At 62.1% G+C, this 15,923-nt stretch carries 13 protein-coding genes; 2 read left to right on the forward strand and 11 right to left on the reverse strand.

The features are described 5' to 3' along the window. Positions 1-11 precede the first annotated feature (11 nt). The 4 genes from astD to ACPFMA_RS20305 form a co-directional block, all read right to left on the reverse strand. Complete coding sequence (astD, locus tag ACPFMA_RS20290) at positions 12-1,475, reverse strand: succinylglutamate-semialdehyde dehydrogenase (RefSeq protein WP_009399036.1); 1,464 nt, start codon at positions 1,473-1,475, stop codon at positions 12-14. Then, the gene (gene astA / locus ACPFMA_RS20295; RefSeq protein WP_009399038.1) at positions 1,472-2,500 is read right to left on the reverse strand and encodes an arginine N-succinyltransferase; all 1,029 of its coding nucleotides are present in this window, start codon (positions 2,498-2,500) and stop codon (positions 1,472-1,474) included. The genes astD and astA overlap by 4 nt, the downstream gene beginning before the upstream one ends. A 51-nt stretch (positions 2,501-2,551) precedes the next feature. After that, complete coding sequence (gene aruF / locus ACPFMA_RS20300) at positions 2,552-3,571, reverse strand: arginine/ornithine succinyltransferase subunit alpha (RefSeq protein ID WP_064301971.1); 1,020 nt, start codon at positions 3,569-3,571, stop codon at positions 2,552-2,554. 128 nt (positions 3,572-3,699) lie between these two features. Then, complete coding sequence (locus ACPFMA_RS20305; RefSeq protein ID WP_425928547.1) at positions 3,700-4,920, reverse strand: aspartate aminotransferase family protein; 1,221 nt, start codon at positions 4,918-4,920, stop codon at positions 3,700-3,702. A gap of 361 nt (positions 4,921-5,281) precedes the next feature. Here ACPFMA_RS20305 and ACPFMA_RS20310 point away from each other — a divergent pair. Then, positions 5,282-6,639, forward strand: a protein-coding gene (locus ACPFMA_RS20310; protein WP_425928249.1) for an IS3 family transposase whose coding sequence is annotated in 2 segments (ribosomal slippage) — positions 5,282-5,755 and positions 5,758-6,639 — 1,356 coding nt in all. Because the reading frame shifts where the segments join, the coding sequence is not laid out codon by codon here. Positions 6,640-6,747: 108 nt separating this feature from the next. Here ACPFMA_RS20310 and argR read toward each other — a convergent pair. The 6 genes from argR to acs all read right to left on the reverse strand — a co-directional run bounded on the left by argR (position 6,748) and on the right by acs (position 13,497). Beyond that, on the reverse strand, positions 6,748-7,728 hold the full coding sequence (argR, locus tag ACPFMA_RS20315) for a transcriptional regulator ArgR (RefSeq protein WP_420058340.1): 981 nt from the start codon (positions 7,726-7,728) through the stop codon (positions 6,748-6,750). A 123-nt stretch (positions 7,729-7,851) separates the two neighbouring features. After that, the gene (locus ACPFMA_RS20320; RefSeq protein WP_009399049.1) at positions 7,852-8,616 is read right to left on the reverse strand and encodes an ABC transporter ATP-binding protein; all 765 of its coding nucleotides are present in this window, start codon (positions 8,614-8,616) and stop codon (positions 7,852-7,854) included. 66 nt (positions 8,617-8,682) lie between these two features. After that, positions 8,683-9,381: an ABC transporter permease gene (locus ACPFMA_RS20325; RefSeq protein ID WP_009399050.1), complete on the reverse strand. Its 699-nt coding sequence runs from the start codon at positions 9,379-9,381 to the stop codon at positions 8,683-8,685. Continuing rightward, positions 9,378-10,067 carry an ABC transporter permease gene (locus tag ACPFMA_RS20330; RefSeq protein WP_009399056.1) on the reverse strand — a complete coding sequence of 230 codons (690 nt, stop codon included), beginning with the start codon at positions 10,065-10,067 and terminating at the stop codon, positions 9,378-9,380. The genes ACPFMA_RS20325 and ACPFMA_RS20330 overlap by 4 nt, the downstream gene beginning before the upstream one ends. Positions 10,068-10,157: 90 nt before the next feature. After that, on the reverse strand, positions 10,158-10,943 hold the full coding sequence (locus tag ACPFMA_RS20335) for an ABC transporter substrate-binding protein (RefSeq protein ID WP_064301968.1): 786 nt from the start codon (positions 10,941-10,943) through the stop codon (positions 10,158-10,160). 598 nt (positions 10,944-11,541) lie between these two features. Beyond that, the gene (gene acs / locus ACPFMA_RS20340; RefSeq protein WP_009404949.1) at positions 11,542-13,497 is read right to left on the reverse strand and encodes an acetate--CoA ligase; all 1,956 of its coding nucleotides are present in this window, start codon (positions 13,495-13,497) and stop codon (positions 11,542-11,544) included. A gap of 402 nt (positions 13,498-13,899) precedes the next feature. On the opposite strand from acs, the gene ACPFMA_RS20345 reads away from it, so the two are divergent. Continuing rightward, on the forward strand, positions 13,900-14,160 hold the full coding sequence (locus ACPFMA_RS20345) for a DUF2790 domain-containing protein (RefSeq protein WP_009404950.1): 261 nt from the start codon (positions 13,900-13,902) through the stop codon (positions 14,158-14,160). A gap of 88 nt (positions 14,161-14,248) precedes the next feature. Here the strand turns inward: ACPFMA_RS20345 and ACPFMA_RS20350 are convergent, their stop codons facing one another. After that, on the reverse strand, positions 14,249-15,808 hold the full coding sequence (locus tag ACPFMA_RS20350; protein ID WP_064301967.1) for a sigma-54-dependent transcriptional regulator: 1,560 nt from the start codon (positions 15,806-15,808) through the stop codon (positions 14,249-14,251). Positions 15,809-15,923: the final 115 nt, after the last annotated feature.

Genomic DNA, 15,923 nt, shown 5'->3' on the forward strand with positions numbered 1-15,923 from the left:
TGAACCTGTTGTTATAGGGCGACGCCGGGCGTCAGCGTGGCAGGCAGGACCAGGCTGGCGGTCTCCAGGGAGGCGACCGGGTAGGCGCAATAGTCCGCCGCGTAGTAGGCACTGGCGCGGTGGTTGCCGCTGGCGCCGACACCGCCGAACGGCGCGCTGCTCGCTGCGCCGGTCAGTTGCTTGTTCCAGTTGACGATGCCGGCGCGGCTTTCCAGCCAGAACTGCTGGTAGCGCGCATGGGAGTCGGACAGCAGGCCGGCGGCAAGGCCGTACCGGGTGTTGTTGGCTTCGGCGATGGCGGCCGGGAAGTCGGCATAACGGATCACTTGCAGCAACGGGCCGAAGAATTCCTCGTCGGGGCGATCAGCCACTGCGCTGACGTCGAGGATGCCCGGGGTCAGCAGGGCGGCAGTCGCCTGCGGTTGGGTCATTTCCAGCAAGGCGCTGGCGCCGTTGGCCAACAGCTTCGCCTGGGCATCCATCAGCACCCTGGCCGCATCGAGAGACACGACGGAACCCATGAACGGCGCCGGTTGCTGGTCGAAAGCGCCCACGGAAATGTTCTTGCTGACCTCCACCAGGCGCGCCAGCAGACGATCGCCCCAGGCGCCCTGCGGCACCAGCAGGCGGCGCGCGCAGGTGCAGCGCTGGCCGGCGGAGATGAAGGCCGACTGGATGATGGTGTAGACCGCTGCGTCCAGGTCCTTGACCTCGTCCACCACCAGCGGGTTGTTGCCGCCCATTTCCAGGGCCAGGATCTTCTCCGGACGCCCGGAGAACTGCTGGTGCAAGAGATTGCCGGTGCGGCTGGAGCCGGTGAAGAACAGCCCGTCGATACCCGGATCGGCAGCAAGGGCCACGCCGGTTTCCCGCGCCCCCTGGACCAGGTTCAGCACGCCCGCCGGAAGACCGGCATCGATCCAGCACTTGACGGTCAGCTCGGCGACCTTGGGCGTCAGTTCGCTTGGCTTGAACACCACCGCATTGCCCGCCAGCAGCGCCGGGACGATATGGCCATTGGGCAGGTGGCCGGGGAAGTTGTAAGGGCCGAACACTGCCACTACGCCGTGGGGCTTGTGACGCAGCACGGCGGTGGCGTCGGCCAGCGGGCCGCTCTTCTCGCCCGTGCGCTCACGGTAGCTCTGTACCGAAATGGCGACCTTGTTGACCATGCTGGTCACTTCGGTGGCCGCTTCCCACAGTGGCTTGCCGGTTTCCTCGCCGATGCAGCGGGCCAGTTCGTCCGCGTTGGCCTTCAGTTGCGCGGCGAAGGCTTCCAGCACGGCGATGCGCATGTCCAGTGACTGCCGCGCCCAACCCGGGAATGCCTGGCGTGCGGCGGCGACGGCCTGCTCGACCTGCCCGGCATTGGCGCCCTGCCCCGCCCAGATCACCGCCTGGGTGACCGGGTTCAGGGATTGCAGGGCATCGCCCTGGCCGGCCAGCCACTGGCCTGCGATGTAATGAGTGGTCATTGGTTGGCCTCCCGGGGCGCGGACAGTGCAACGGCGCGTACCTGATCGCCGGCGCTCAGGCGCAGGCGCTTGGCGGTCTGCGGATCGACCACCAGGGTACCGGCCGCCAGGCGCGCGGGCGCTGCGGCGATGCGGCAGTCCTCGCGCTTGCGGTTGTGGATGATGAAAGGCGTGGCGTCATCGCCCGGGGTACCGATCGCCAGCACCAGTGCCTGGCTGTCACGCACCGCACGGATCCTGCGGGTTTCGCATTCGATGGCCGGGCCGGCGTCGAAGATGTCGACATAACCCTGGTAGCTGAAGCCTTCGCTCTTGAGCATCGACAGCGCAGGCTCGGTATCGCTGTGTACGCGACCGATCACATTGCGCGCCGCCTCGGAGAGGAAGCAGGTGTACAGCGGGAACTTGGGCATCAGCTCGGCGATGAAGGCCTTGTTGCCGACACCGGTGAGGTAGTCGGCCTGGCTGAACTCCATCTTGAAGAAATGCCGGCCCAGGCTTTCCCAGAATGGCGAGCGGCCCTGCTCGTCGGACATGCCGCGCATCTCGGCGATGATCTTGTTGCCGAACAGCTCGGGGAACTCGGCGATGAACAGCATCCGCGCCTTGGACAGCAGGCGGCCGTTGAGGCCGCTACGGCTGTCGGCGCGCAGGAACAGCGAGCACAGCTCGGAGTTGCCGGTCAGGTCGTTGGCCAGGAACAGCGTCGGGATTTCCCGGTAGATGTTCAGTTCCTGCGAGGCGCTGACGGTCAGGCCGACCCGGTAGTTGTACCAGGGTTCGCGCAGGCCGACGGCGCCGGCGATGGCGGAGATGCCAACCACATCGCCGGCGTCGTTCTCCAGCACGAACAGGTAGTCGGCGTCGCCCCGCTCGGCCTCGCCACGGAAGGTCTTCTCGGCCCAGCCGACCCGGTGGGCCAGGCGTTCTTCGTTGGCCGGCAAGGTGGTCAGGCCGGTGCCGGTGCTGCGTGCCAGCTCGATCAGCGCCGGCAGGTCACTGCTGCGTACGGGACGAACGATCATGCTATCTCCTCGGGCAGGCGCACCATGGGCGCCCGCGAAACTCAGTCAGTATCAAACCGCGACCAGGCGCACGCTGGCGCCTTCGCCGACGCCAAGGGCCTCGACGGCGTCCTGGCTCAGGTAAACGGGTTTGCCCGGCACCCAGTCCAGTTCCAGCAATACCGCGCGGTAGTCCTGCAACTGGCCGTTGGTCACCAGGTACTGGCGGCCGCCCTTGGTCGGCTGCTCCTGCAGCTTGACCGGCACGACCCGGCTCTGGGCGATCGAACGGATGCCGGAGACCCGCGCATGCAGGGTCGGGCCGCCGTCGAAAATATCGATGTAGTGATCGGTCTCGAAGCCTTCGCGCATCAGGATGTCGAAGGTGATCTGCGCCCGCGGGTGGACCTGGCCCATGGCTTCCTGGGCGGCGTCCGGCAACAGCGGCACGTAGATCGGGTAATGCGGCATCAGCTCGGCGAGGAAGGTACGGCTCTTCAGGCCGCACAGGCGCTCGGCCTCGGCGTAGTTGAGATCGAAGAAGTTGCGCCCGATCGCGTCCCAGAAGGGCGAATCGCCGTTCTCGTCGCTGTAGCCGACGATTTCGGTCACCACCGAGTCGGCGAAGCGCTCCGGGTGCGAGGCCATGAACAGCAGGCGTCCGCGCGAGTTGAGCTCGGCCCAGGCAGTGTTCACCAGTTCCGGCAGCACGTAGAAGCTGGTCAGCAGGCTGTTGCCGGTGAGGTCATGGCACTGGGAAAGCACATGGATCTTGTTGTGGATCTTCAATTCGCGGGAAGCGTGAACGAAGGTTTCGTTACGGAAACTGTAGAACGGCTCGGAGTAGCCGGCCGAGGCGACGATGGCCGAACAACCGACCAGCTTGCCAGTGGCAAGGTCTTCCAGAACGAAGAAATAGCTTTCTTCGCCGTTGAAACTGACTTCGGCGGCGAAGGACGTTTCCGAGGCGGAAATCTTGTCGCCCAGGCGACCGGCATCGTCCGGCAGGGACGTGACACCAATGGGACTGTCCGCAGCCAGACGCTGTACTTCATCCAGGTCAGCCATTTGCGCGGGGCGCATCACCAGCATGGTGTCACTCCTTTCGGATATACGGGCCGACGTGTCGGCGCAAAAAAAGCGGCGTGTGCGCATCGGGCACAGGCCACGGAAATCGGTTCGCTGGCCCGGGCAGGCCAGCGAAGGTGCAGCGCGGTGAATCAGGCCTGGGTCAGCTTGGAGGCAGCGCGCTCGAAGCGGTCCAGACCTTCGTCGATATCGGCATCCTCGACCACCAGGCTCGGGGCGAAGCGGACCACGTCCGGGCCGGCCTGCAGGACCATCAGGCCCTCTTGCTCGGCGGCGTTGAACACGTCCTTGGCCTTGCCTTTCCAGGCGTCGGTGAGTACGCAACCGATCAGCAGGCCCAGGCCACGGACCTGGCTGAACAAACCGTACTTCTCGCCGATCTGTTGCAGGCGCGACTTGAAGCGCTCGTGCTTGGCCTTCACGCCGTTGAGCACTTCAGGGGTATTGACGATATCCAGCACGGCATTGGCGACGGCACAGGCCAGCGGGTTGCCACCATAGGTGGTGCCGTGGGTGCCGACGGCCAGGTGCCTGGCCAGTTCGTCGGTGGTCAGGATCGCGCCGATCGGGAAACCGCCGCCCAGGCTCTTGGCACTGGACAGGATGTCAGGCACCACACCGTAGTGCTGGTAGGCGTACAGCTCGCCGGTACGACCGACGCCGGTCTGCACTTCGTCGAAGATCAGCAGCGCGTTGTGCTGGTCGCACAGGGCCCGTGCGCCTTCCAGGTAGGCCTTGTCGGCCGGGACCACACCGCTCTCGCCCTGGATCGGCTCGATGACCACGGCGCAGGTCTTGTCGGAGATCTGCGCTTTCAGCGCTTCCAGGTCGTTGTACGGCACATGGCTGATGCCGGTGATCTTCGGCCCGAAGCCATCGGAGTACTTCGGCTGGCCGCCGACGCTCACGGTGAACAGGGTGCGCCCGTGGAAGCTGTTGACGGTGGCGATGATCTCGTACTTTTCCGGACCGAAGCGGTCATGGGCGACCCGACGGGCCAGCTTGAAGGCAGCCTCGTTGGCCTCGGCGCCGGAGTTGCAGAAGAAGGCGCGGTCGGCGAAGGTCGCATCCACCAGCTTGCGTGCCAGTTGCAGGGCTGGCTCGTTGGTGAAGACGTTGGAAACGTGCCACAGCTTGTTGGCCTGTTCGGTCAGCGCGCTGACCAGTGCCGGATGGGCATGCCCCAGCACGTTAACGGCGATGCCGCCGGCGAAATCGATCAGCTCTCGACCCGACTGGTCCCAGACTCGGGAACCGGCGCCACGCACGGGAATGAAGGCGGCTGGTGCGTAGTTGGGAACCATTACCTGGTCGAAATCGGCGCGTTGCACCGGAGCTTGCTCAACGGACATCGGAGTCTCCTGAAGAGGAACGCCTGCCTGGAACTGGCGAGCGATGGGGGGATTGTAAGGAGAGATGAACACTCGGCCTTGTCGCCAAGCGACAACTTCTTATAGCGCCAAACCCTGTTTTTCCAAGGCTTTCGGCAATGCGACATATAGCTTCGCAAAGGCGCAGTTTAAACGGTGCGGGGGCTTGGCGGGGAGAGAGTTGGAGGCGGGAAAGACAGGAAATTCAAGGTGTTCGATGATTGGGGGGGGGGGGATAGATGGTTTTTCCGGGATTTGAGGGGCCTCATCGCCGGCAACGCCGGCTCCCACAAAGTGGACTGCCCCCAAGAAGTTGGAGACTAATCCAACCCTTGGGGGAGTTATGAGTAAGTACACCGAGCAGTTCAAGCTCACAGCCATCACTGCCTACCTGGAGGGCACCGATGGTTTCCGAAAGGTAGCCCAGCATTTCGGTATCGATTTCAGCCTGCTGAGGCGCTGGGTGGCGAGCTATAAAGCCCGTTCCACTATCAGTCCCATACCTCACGGTCAGCGCTACGACATCGATTTCAAGCGCAGGGTCGTGCAGTACATGCGCGAGCATCGGCTTTCCCTGCGTCAAACGGCAGCTCACTTCGGCTTGGGACAGTCCTCCCGGGTAGGCATTTGGGAGCACCAGTACTACAGTGGCAACCTTGCCACCTCTACTGCCACTCAACGAAAAAAGTCTGCCGACGTGTCCAAGAAGATCAAGCCACTCAAACCCACTGACACTGACGACGCGCTGAAGCCGCGAGATCAGCTCATGGCAGAACTCGAGTATCTGCGCATGGAGAACGCTGTCCTAAAGGAGCTGAAGGCTTTGAGAGAGGAGAAGGAACGAAGGCAAGAGAAAAAACGCTGATCGTCTCCAGACTCCGAACCCGATTCCCGCTGTCAGCGTTGTTGGCCCTGGTCGAGTTGTCGAACAGCACCTTCTACTACCAGCTCAAAAGCCTTCAAAAGCCGGATAAACACGCCGATCTGAAAGAGCTGGTGGGTCAGGTCTATCACAAGGAAAAAGGGCTCTATGGGTATCGGCGTGTGACGCTTGCGATCAAGAATCAAGGCATCCTGGTGAACAAGAAGGTTGTGGAGCGGCTGATGGCCGACCAAGGTTTGCGGGCGGTCGTGCGGCCTAAAAAGTATCGGTCCTATCGAGGAGAAATAGGCAGGATTGCCGAGAATCTGCTGGAGCGAAACTTCATTGCCCAGCGGCCCAATCAGAAGTGGGTAACTGACGTAACGGAGTTTAAAGTGGCTCAGCAAAAGCTCTATCTCTCACCAGTGATGGACTTGTACAACAGTGAGATCGTGGCCTACGAGATCGCTCGCCGCCCAAGCTATGAGCTGGTGGGGAACATGCTGGAAAAAGCCCTGAGTAGCTTGGGAAAGGAGCCGAAGCTGGTCATCCACTCTGATCAGGGATGGCATTATCAGCAGCGCCAATACCGCGAAAAACTTGAGCAGCGTGGGGTAAAGCAGAGCATGTCGCGCAAAGGAAATTGCCTGGATAACGCCGCTATGGAAAGCTTCTTCGGCACGCTCAAGTCTGAGTTTTTCTATTTGAAGCGGTTTGAGAGCATCGAAGAGCTGACCACCGGTCTGGACGAGTACATCCGCTACTACAACCATGACCGCATCAAGCTGAGGTTAAACGGCCTAAGCCCTGTCGATTACAGGGCTCAAGCTGCTAGCTAAAACTGTCCAACTTTTCGGGGGCAGTCCAAAGTGCGCGTCGAGCACAAATCCATCGACTGAAAGAGAAACCTGTGGGAGCCGGCGTTGCCGGCGATGAGGCCCGAAAGATCAACCGCGCTCGGCGGGAACGGAGGAGAGCTCGAACGGCGAACTGCTGCGCCGCTGGTTGCGGTCTTCCCGCGGCGTGGCGCCGAAGAAGTTGCGGTAGGCACTGGAGAAGTGCGGCCCCGACGAGAAGCCGCAGGACAAACCGATCTGGATGATCGACTTGCTGGTCTGCATCAGCATCTGCCTCGCCTTGTTCAGGCGCAGCTCCAGGTAGTACTGGCTCGGCACCCGGTTCAGGTACTGCTTGAAGATCCGCTCCAGCTGCCGGCGCGAGACGCAGACGTGCTGGGCAATCTCGTCGGTGGTCAGTGGCTCTTCGATATTGGCTTCCATCAACAGCACGGCCTGGGTCAGCTTCGGATGGCTGGAGCCCAGGCGGTTCTGCAGCGGAATGCGCTGGCGCTCACCGCCTTCGCGGATGCGTTCGACCACCAGCTCCTCGGATACCGCCCCCGCCAGCTCGGCCCCGTGATCCCGGGCCAGCACCGCCAACAGCAGGTCCACCACCGACATGCCACCGCAAGCGGTCAGGCGATCGCGATCCCAGTCGAACAAATGGCTGGTGGCAATCACCTTGGGGAAGCGTTCGGCGAAATCGTCCTGCCAGCGCCAGTGCACTGCGGCACGGTAGCCATCCAGCAGGCCCAGCTGCGCCAGAGGATAAACCCCGGCCGACAGGCCACCAACCACGCAACCGGAGCGCACCAGTTGCTTGAGCGCCGCCCCCAGCGCCGCGCCCACCGTCAGCGGCGGCTCGTCGGCGAGCAGGAATAGCTTCTGGCAGTTGTCCAGGCGCCCGTTCCACGGCTCGCCCGGCAGACGCCAATCGCCGTCGACCGGTGCCTCGGCCTGAAGGAAAGCCAGATCGTAGACCACCTCCGGGTGGACCTTCTGCGCCACCCGCAACACCTCTTCAGCCAGCGCCAGGGTCAGGGCCTTGGTGCTGGGCCAGATGAGAAAACCGATTCGCTGGGTGGTCATGAGGTGAGGTCCGGAACTGGTGTCCGCAATGATAGGCGGACTTAAGCAAACGTGGCGCACGCTGCGCAAACAGCGCAGCATGACCTATTTTGGTGCAAAGAGGCAGCCTTAAGCCAACACCAGTTATTTCAGGCTGCCGGACAGGAACTGCTGCAGCCGCTCGGACTGCGGATTGACCAGCACCTCGCGCGGGTTGCCACTCTCCTCCACCAGGCCTTTGTGCAGGAACACCAACTGGTTGGACACCTCGCGGGCAAAGCCCATTTCGTGGGTCACCACCACCATGGTCCGGCCTTCCTGCGCCAGGGCCTGCATGACTTTCAGCACGTCGCCCACCAGTTCCGGGTCCAACGCCGAGGTCGGCTCGTCGAACAGCATGACTTCAGGCTCCATGGCCAGGGCCCGGGCGATCGCCACACGCTGCTGCTCGCCGCCGGACATATGGCCGGGATAGGCGTCCTTGCGGTGCGCCACGCCGACCTTGGCCAGGTAATGCTCGGCCTTTTCCAGCGCTTCCTTCTTGTTCACGCCGAGCACATGCACCGGCGCCTCGATGATGTTTTCCAGGGCAGTCATGTGCGACCACAGGTTGAAGTGCTGGAACACCATCGACAGCCGCGAGCGCATGCGCTGCAGTTGCTTCGGGTCGGCAGCCTTGAGCGCGCCATCCTTGTTCGCCACCAGCTTCAGCTCTTCGTTGTTGAGCAGGATCTTGCCGGCATGGGGCTGTTCCAGCAGGTTGATGCAACGCAGGAACGTGCTCTTGCCCGAGCCGCTGGAGCCGATGATGCTGATCACGTCGCCGGCCTTGGCGGCCAGGGACACACCCTTGAGCACTTCATGGCTGCCGTAGCGCTTGTGCAGGTCCTGGATTTCGAGTTTGTACATTGCTGTCGGTCTCATAAGGCCCGGGGCGCGCCAGCACGCCCGGAGCGAATCAGTTAGCCGCGGGGCTCAACCCTTGCGCGGCGCCAGGTAGCCGAGCCAGCGGCGCTCGGCGAGCTTGAACAGGCGGACCAGGATGAAGGTCAGGCACAGGTAGAACGCGCCGGCGGTGATATAGGCCTCGAACGGCAGGTAGTACTGGGCGTTGACGGTCCGTGCGGCACCGGTGATGTCGATCAAGGTGACAATGGACGCGAGACTGGTGGTCTGCAGCATCATGATCACTTCGTTGCTGTACTGCGGCAGTGCCCGGCGCAAGGCCGAAGGCAGGAGGATGCGGCGGTACATCTTGTAGCGCGACATGCCCACGGCCTTGGCCGCCTCGATCTCGCCGTGGGGCGTTGCCTTGAGGCTGCCGGCGATGATTTCCGCGGTGTAGGCGCTGGTGTTGATGGCAAAGGCCAGGCAGGCGCAGAAGGTCGCGCTGGACAGCCAGGGCCAGAGGAAACTCTCGCGCACCACGGCGAACTGGGCCAGGCCGTAGTAAATCAGGAACAACTGGACCAGCATCGGCGTGCCACGGATCACGTAGGTGTAGAGCCAGGCGGCGAAATTCACCAAGGGCTGTTTCGACACCCGCATCAGCCCCAGCGGAATCGCCGCGAGCAGGCCGAAGAACAGGGAAATCGCCAGCAGCTTGAGGGTGGTCAGCAGGCCGCCCCAATACAGCGGCAACGCTTCCCAGATGACGTTGTAGTCGAAAATCATAGTTCAGCCGCCTTTACGCCAACCGAGTAGCGCTTTTCCAGGTAACGCAGGGCCAGCAGCGAGACACTGGTGATCACCAGGTACATCGCGGCCACCGCCAGGAAGAAGGTGAAAGGCTCGCGGGTGGCATCGGCCGCCTGCTTGGCCTTGAACATCATGTCCTGCAGGCCCACCACCGAAATCAGCGCGGTAGCCTTGGTCAAAACCAGCCAGTTGTTGGTGAAGCCGGGAATCGCCAGGCGGATCATCTGCGGCACCAGCACGCGGAAGAACACCTGCACGTTGCTCATGCCATAGGCCATGCCGGCCTCGGCCTGGCCTTTCGGGATCGCCATGAAGGCGCCACGGAAGGTTTCCGACAGATAAGCACCGAAGATGAAGCCCAGGGTGCCGATGCCGGCAATCAGGGGATTGAGGTCGATGTAATCGTCGTAGCCCACCAGCGGGGCGACGCGATTGAGGATGTCCTGGCCACCGTAGAAGATCAGCAGGATCAGGACCAGATCGGGAATGCCGCGAATGACCGTGGCATACAGATCGCCGAGCCAGGCCAGCCAGCGTACCGGCGACAGCCGCAAGGCCACGCCGATCAGGCCAAGCACGATGGCCAGGGCCATGGACGACAAGGCGAGCTGTAGCGTCAGCCACGCTCCATCGAGGATGACTGCCCCGTAGCCTTTCAACATGATGAGGTCCTCGACCTTAGGGATGAAAAAATGGTGCAAGCCTCAGCGCTTCTGCTGCTTGCACCATTGCACAGGTGATACGGAAAGCGGTTACTTGGGTTCCGGACCGTAGATATCGAAGTTGAAGTACTTGTCCTGGATTTCCTTGTACTTGCCGCTGGCGCGGATGCCGTCGATGGCAGCATTGATGCGTTCCAGGTTTTCCTTGTCGCCCTTGCGCACGGCGATGCCGATGCCGTCGCCGAAGTACTTGGCGTCGGTGAAGGCCGGGCCGGTGAAGGCGTAGCCCTTGCCAGCGTCGGTCTTCAGGAAGCCGTCTTCCAGCAGCGTAGCATCGGCCACGGTGCCATCCAGGCGGCCGGCGGTGATGTCCAGGTAGATTTCGTTCTGGGTGCCATACGGAACGATGGTGGCGCCCTTCGGAGCCAGCACTTCCTTGGCGAAGCGGTCATGGATCGAGCCGCGCTGCACGCCGATCTTCTTGCCTTGCAGTTCGGCCAGGCTGTCGCTGACGGTGGTGCCGTCCTTCATGACCAGGCGGGCCGGGGTGAGGTAGTAACGCTTGGTGAAATCGACCGATTTCTTGCGATCTTCGGTGATCGACATGGACGACAGGATGGCGTCGATCTTGCGCACCTTAAGCGCCGGAATCAGGCCGTCGAACTCCTGCTCGACCCAGGTGCACTTGACCTTCATCTGCTCGCAAAGGGCGTTGCCGATGTCGTAGTCGAAGCCGACGATGCTGCCATCCGGAGCTTTCGAGGCGAAGGGTGGGTAAGCGGCTTCGATGCCGATGCGCAGCGGTTTTTCGTCAGCCACGGACACCAGGGAAAACACGGACAGCGCCAGTGCGCCAAGCAATGCGAGTTTCTTCATCTGGGAACTCCAATCGGTAAAGGGCAATGCCAGGCAGTACGACTGCCCACTATGCGAATGAGTACAACGCAGAGCTGCGCGGGACCGGACCACGGGTCAGGCGTCACGAGCGAGTGATCGGCATTTTAACGACAGCTCGGAAGCCGATATTTCTTCAAAGCGACAAGTAGTTACAGAAGCCTTTGAAGAGCGGCCGGGAGATATTGACAGTTTCGGAGGAATATGCAAAAGCGAAAAACAAATAACCCATGACTGAAGCAATAACCGGGCCCATTATTGGCAAAGCCTTGTATCACGGCAAGTCCAGCCGTTTGGGTGTCGGAAATTTCATCTTCCCATGCACCATGAGCGAGCGAAGCCGTTTCCTTCCGCCCCGTTTTTGTACGAAAGCCGTGTGGGAAAGGTTACCGATGAAAGTCGAAGTAACAAAAAAGCCCAAGGCCCCGGAGGCTGGCTGCCTACGGGGCCTTGGGCTTTTACCTGCAGGTGGTATGCGGACCCTGTGGGAGCGGGTTCACCCGCGATGGCGTCGGTGGGCTCACCACCGTAATCGCGGGTGAACCCGCTCCCACATTGGTTACGCGTCAGCCTTCACTACTCAAGCCACATTCATGGTCTTGTGCGTCTCCACCAGGTGCGCCACCACCCCCGGGTCGGCCAGGGTCGAGATATCGCCCAGGGAGTCGTACTCGGCCGTGGCGATCTTGCGCAGGATGCGGCGCATGATCTTGCCCGAGCGGGTCTTCGGCAGCCCCGGCGCCCACTGGATGACGTCCGGCGAAGCGATCGGCCCGATCTCCTTGCGCACCCAGTTCTTCAGTTCAAGACGCAGCGCCTCGCTCGGCTCCTCGCCACCATTGAGGGTGACGTAGACGTAGATGCCCTGCCCCTTGATGTCGTGCGGCACGCCGACCACCGCCGCCTCGGCGACCTTCGGGTGGGCGACCATGGCGCTTTCGATCTCGGCCGTACCCATGCGGTGCCCGGACACGTTGAGCACGTCGTCCACGCGCCCGGTGATCCAGTAGTAGCCATCCTCGTCGCGACGGGCACCGTCACCGGTGAAGTACATGCCACGGAAGGTCTTGAAGTAGGTGTCGACGAAGCGGTCGTGGTCGCCATACAGCGAACGCGCCTGACCAGGCCAGGAATCGAGGATCACCAGGTTGCCCTCGGCGGCGCCTTCGATCAGGTTGCCCAGGTTGTCCACCAGCGCCGGTACCACGCCGAAGAACGGACGGGTCGCGGAGCCCGGCTTCAGGGCGGTAGCGCCGGGCAACGGGCTGATGAGGATGCCGCCGGTCTCGGTCTGCCACCAGGTATCGACGATAGGGCAACGCTCCTTGCCGACGGTCTGGTGGTACCAGTTCCAGGCTTCGGGGTTGATCGGCTCTCCCACCGAGCCCAGCAGGCGCAGGCTCGAACCGTCGGCGCCGGCAACGGCGGCCTGACCTTCGGCCATCATGGCGCGGATCGCGGTCGGCGCGGTGTAGAGGACGTTGACCTTGTGCTTGTCGATGATCTTCGACACACGGGTGATGTCCGGATAGTTCGGCACGCCTTCGAACAGCAGCGTGGTGGCGCCGTTGGCCAGCGGCCCGTAGACGATATAGCTGTGGCCGGTGACCCAGCCCACGTCGGCGGTGCACCAGTAGATCTCGCCCGGACGGTAGTCGAATACGCGCTCGTGGGTCATCGAGGCGTATACCAGGTAGCCGCCGGTGGTATGCAGCACGCCCTTGGGCTTGCCGGTGGAGCCGGAGGTGTAAAGGATGAACAGTGCTTCCTCGGCACCCATTTCCTTCGGCGCGCAGACGCTGCCGGCCACTTTCATCAGGTCTTCGTACCAGATGTCGCGGTGCTGGTTCCACTTGATATCGGCCCCGGTGCGCTTGCACACGATGACCTTCTGGATGCTGCTGGTCTCGGGGTTGGTCAGGGCGTCATCGACGTTGGCCTTGAGCGCCGTGCGACGACCGCCGCGCAGGCCTTCGTCGGCGGTGATAACGACCTTGGACTTGCAGTCGATGATGCGACCGGCGAGGGCCTCCGGGGAGAAGCCACCGAAGACCACCGAGTGGATTGCGCCGATGCGGGCACAGGCCAGCATGGCGACCACGGCTTCGGGGATCATCGGCATGTAGATGGTGACCACGTCGCCACGGTGCACGTCCTGGCCACGCAAGGCGTTGGCGAACTTGCACACCTGCTCGTGCAGCTCGCGATAGGTGATGTTGCGGTGCTCGGAAGGGTCATCGCCCTCCCAGATGATTGCGACCTGGTCGCCACGTTCTTCCAGGTGCCGGTCGAGGCAGTTGTAGGAAACGTTCAGGGTGCCGTCGGCGAACCACTTGATATCGACATGGTGGTCGTCGAAGGAGGTCTGCTTGACCTTGGTGAAGGGCTTGATCCAGTCGAGGCGCTGGGCCTGCTCACGCCAGAAGCCGTCCGGGTTGACCACCGACTTCTGGTACATGGCCTTGTAGGTAGCCTCGTCGGTCAGGGTATTCGCCGCAACCTCGGGACGAACGGGGTACAGGGAAGCCGCACTCATCTTTGTTACCTCGGTGTAATAGTTGTTTTTGTATGACCTCGTTTTAACTGTACCAGAGCCATCCAGACCATTCGACGTTGGTAGTAACGGCATGGTCTTTTCGCCACTTCTGACCGAAAAGCCGCTCTGGCACGGGCGTTCCGCTTTATCGACGAGACATTGCCAGGCTTTTCCCGGCGATTGTTACGGATTCCGCCAACAGTGTTTATCAAAACGCTGGCTGTTTCGGTTTGATGTCAGCCCCTAGAATTCACCTCGCCAGCAACGGCAACGAGATTAACGTTTGGTAACAGCCCCCACGAAGGCAGTTAATCCCGGAATAACATTCCGCTTTTACTTTGCTACAACGTAGCGCCACAAGCGCTACGCCCCCTTATTCGACCTTGAACAGGTAAATTTAAGATGAAAGCTTTACTGGTTTTGGTACTCGGCAGTGTTTGCGGCGCGGCCATGGCCGCCGAACAGGCAAATAACGGCGCCGAGCAGATTCCGGTTGAACAGTACAGTTACTCGCAACACCTGGATATCGCCAAAGTCCTGTCCATGAGCGAAATCCCGAACGTCTGCGAAGTCGTTCCGGCGCGTATGACCTATGAAGATTCCCAAGGCCGGAAACACATCCTCGAATACCGCGTCATGGGTAACGGCTGCTCCAACGGCTAACACTTGGTTCAGCGCTGGCGCGCCTCTTGTTCAATAAAGAGGCGCCATGCCAGAACTAATGAAACTTTAATAACTTTCAACTATTCAATTAGCCGGCAGACTTGCCGATCGCATAATCACGCAACTTGTTGGCAATGGTCGTATGGGACACACCAAGACGCTTGCCCAATGCCCGGCTGGTTGGATATTCATGCTGCAAGGCTTCGAGCACCGCCTTTTCGAACCGCCCGACAATCTGCGCCAGATCGCCCTCCAGGGAGAACTCGCCCAGGGGGTGACGCGCGCCATAGTCCGGCAGGCGGATATGCTCGGCCTTGACCACGCCCCCATCGCACAGCGATACCGCCTGGAACAGGACGTTTTCCAGTTGTCGCACATTGCCCGGCCAGTGATATTGGCCAAGGCGCTCCAGCGCCGCCGGGGCCAGGCGCGGTAGCGGGCAGCCGATCTGGCGACTGGCCTGGTCGAGGAAATGCTCCACCAACGGCGAAAGGCCATCGAGGCATTCACGCAACGGCGGGATATGCAGCGATAGCACGTTGAGGCGGTGATACAGGTCCTGCCGGAACTCGCCACGGGCACACAATTCGGACAGATCCACCTGGGTCGCGCAGATAACCCTGACATCCAGATAAACCTCCTCGTCGCTGCCGACACGCCGGAAACAGCCGTCTTGCAGGAATCGCAGCAGCTTCACCTGCAGGCGTGGGCTCATCTCGTCGACACCGTCTAGGAACAGCGTGCCCCCGGCGGTCAGTTCAAGCAGCCCGAGCTTCCCCTCGGCGCGGGCGCCTTCGAACGCGCCGGGGCCATAGCCGAACAGTTCGGTCTCGGCCATGGACTCAGGCAGCCCGGCGCAGTTCAGCGCCATCAGCGGCGCCTGTCCGCGCGGGCTGGCCAGGTGACAGGCCCGGGCCAGCAGCTCCTTGCCGGTTCCGGTCTCGCCTTCGATCAGCAACGGCGCATCCAGCGGCGCCATGCGCCGCGCCTCGCGTACCACTGCCGCCATTACCCGCGAACTCTGGAAGATGCTGTCGAAGCCACGCAACTCCTGCTTGCGCACGTTGTAGATACGCTCGCCAATGCGGTCGGCGCGGTGCAGGGTGAGCACTGCACCGGCCAGCGCCTCGCTGTCGTCGTGTTCGGATTGCAGCGGGGCGATATCGGCAAGGAACACATCATTCTTGATCTTCACCCGCAGGCCGTTGATCCGGGCCTTGTTGGCCCGCACCAGTTCCGGCAGATCGAAGTCCTCGGCGTAGCGTGACAGCGGGATGCCCGGCACCTCGTCGACCCGGACGCCGAGCAACTGCGCCGCCGCACGGTTGGCCGCGACGATGGACCCGCCCATATCGATGGACAGCACCGGAAAGTCGAGGGCGCCGAGCAACGCGTTCAACTCCATGTGCCGCCGCTCGCTGGGCATCAGACCGACGCGCTTGACCCCGAATACCCCGGTGATCGCCTCGAACTTGGGCCGCAACGCCTGGAACTGCAGGTTGATCAGGTTCGGGCAGTGCAGATAGATGGCATTGCCATGCTCACCGCCGACCTCGCCGCGAGCGACGTTGATGCCGTATTCCACCAGCAGGTTGAGGATGTCCCGCAAGATGCCGATGCGGTTCTGGCAATGCACTTTGATACGCATGAAAAGTCCTGCAAGGGAGGAGGAAGCGGCGATTTTTCTGCTGGATCGCCGGAAAATTTGTAAATAATACGTTACAAAACCCGTGATTCCCAGCGCTCCGCAAGCACGCGTTTCC

This window comes from Pseudomonas sp. NyZ201 (genome assembly GCF_049860765.1).
GTDB lineage: Bacteria > Pseudomonadota > Gammaproteobacteria > Pseudomonadales > Pseudomonadaceae > Aquipseudomonas > Aquipseudomonas bharatica.

Excerpts from the sequence above, each read along its gene's own strand:
- astD (WP_009399036.1), bottom strand. The coding sequence starts at position 1,475 with ATGACCACTCATTACATCGCAGGCCAGTGGCTGGCCGGCCAGGGCGAT.
- astA (WP_009399038.1), bottom strand. The coding sequence starts at position 2,500 with ATGATCGTTCGTCCCGTACGCAGCAGTGACCTGCCGGCGCTGATCGAG.
- aruF (WP_064301971.1), bottom strand. The coding sequence starts at position 3,571 with ATGCTGGTGATGCGCCCCGCGCAAATGGCTGACCTGGATGAAGTACAG.
- ACPFMA_RS20305 (WP_425928547.1), bottom strand. The coding sequence starts at position 4,920 with ATGTCCGTTGAGCAAGCTCCGGTGCAACGCGCCGATTTCGACCAGGTA.
- argR (WP_420058340.1), bottom strand. The coding sequence starts at position 7,728 with ATGACCACCCAGCGAATCGGTTTTCTCATCTGGCCCAGCACCAAGGCC.
- ACPFMA_RS20320 (WP_009399049.1), bottom strand. The coding sequence starts at position 8,616 with ATGTACAAACTCGAAATCCAGGACCTGCACAAGCGCTACGGCAGCCAT.
- ACPFMA_RS20325 (WP_009399050.1), bottom strand. The coding sequence starts at position 9,381 with ATGATTTTCGACTACAACGTCATCTGGGAAGCGTTGCCGCTGTATTGG.
- ACPFMA_RS20330 (WP_009399056.1), bottom strand. The coding sequence starts at position 10,067 with ATGTTGAAAGGCTACGGGGCAGTCATCCTCGATGGAGCGTGGCTGACG.
- ACPFMA_RS20335 (WP_064301968.1), bottom strand. The coding sequence starts at position 10,943 with ATGAAGAAACTCGCATTGCTTGGCGCACTGGCGCTGTCCGTGTTTTCC.
- acs (WP_009404949.1), bottom strand. The coding sequence starts at position 13,497 with ATGAGTGCGGCTTCCCTGTACCCCGTTCGTCCCGAGGTTGCGGCGAAT.
- ACPFMA_RS20345 (WP_009404950.1), top strand. The coding sequence starts at position 13,900 with ATGAAAGCTTTACTGGTTTTGGTACTCGGCAGTGTTTGCGGCGCGGCC.
- ACPFMA_RS20350 (WP_064301967.1), bottom strand. The coding sequence starts at position 15,808 with ATGCGTATCAAAGTGCATTGCCAGAACCGCATCGGCATCTTGCGGGAC.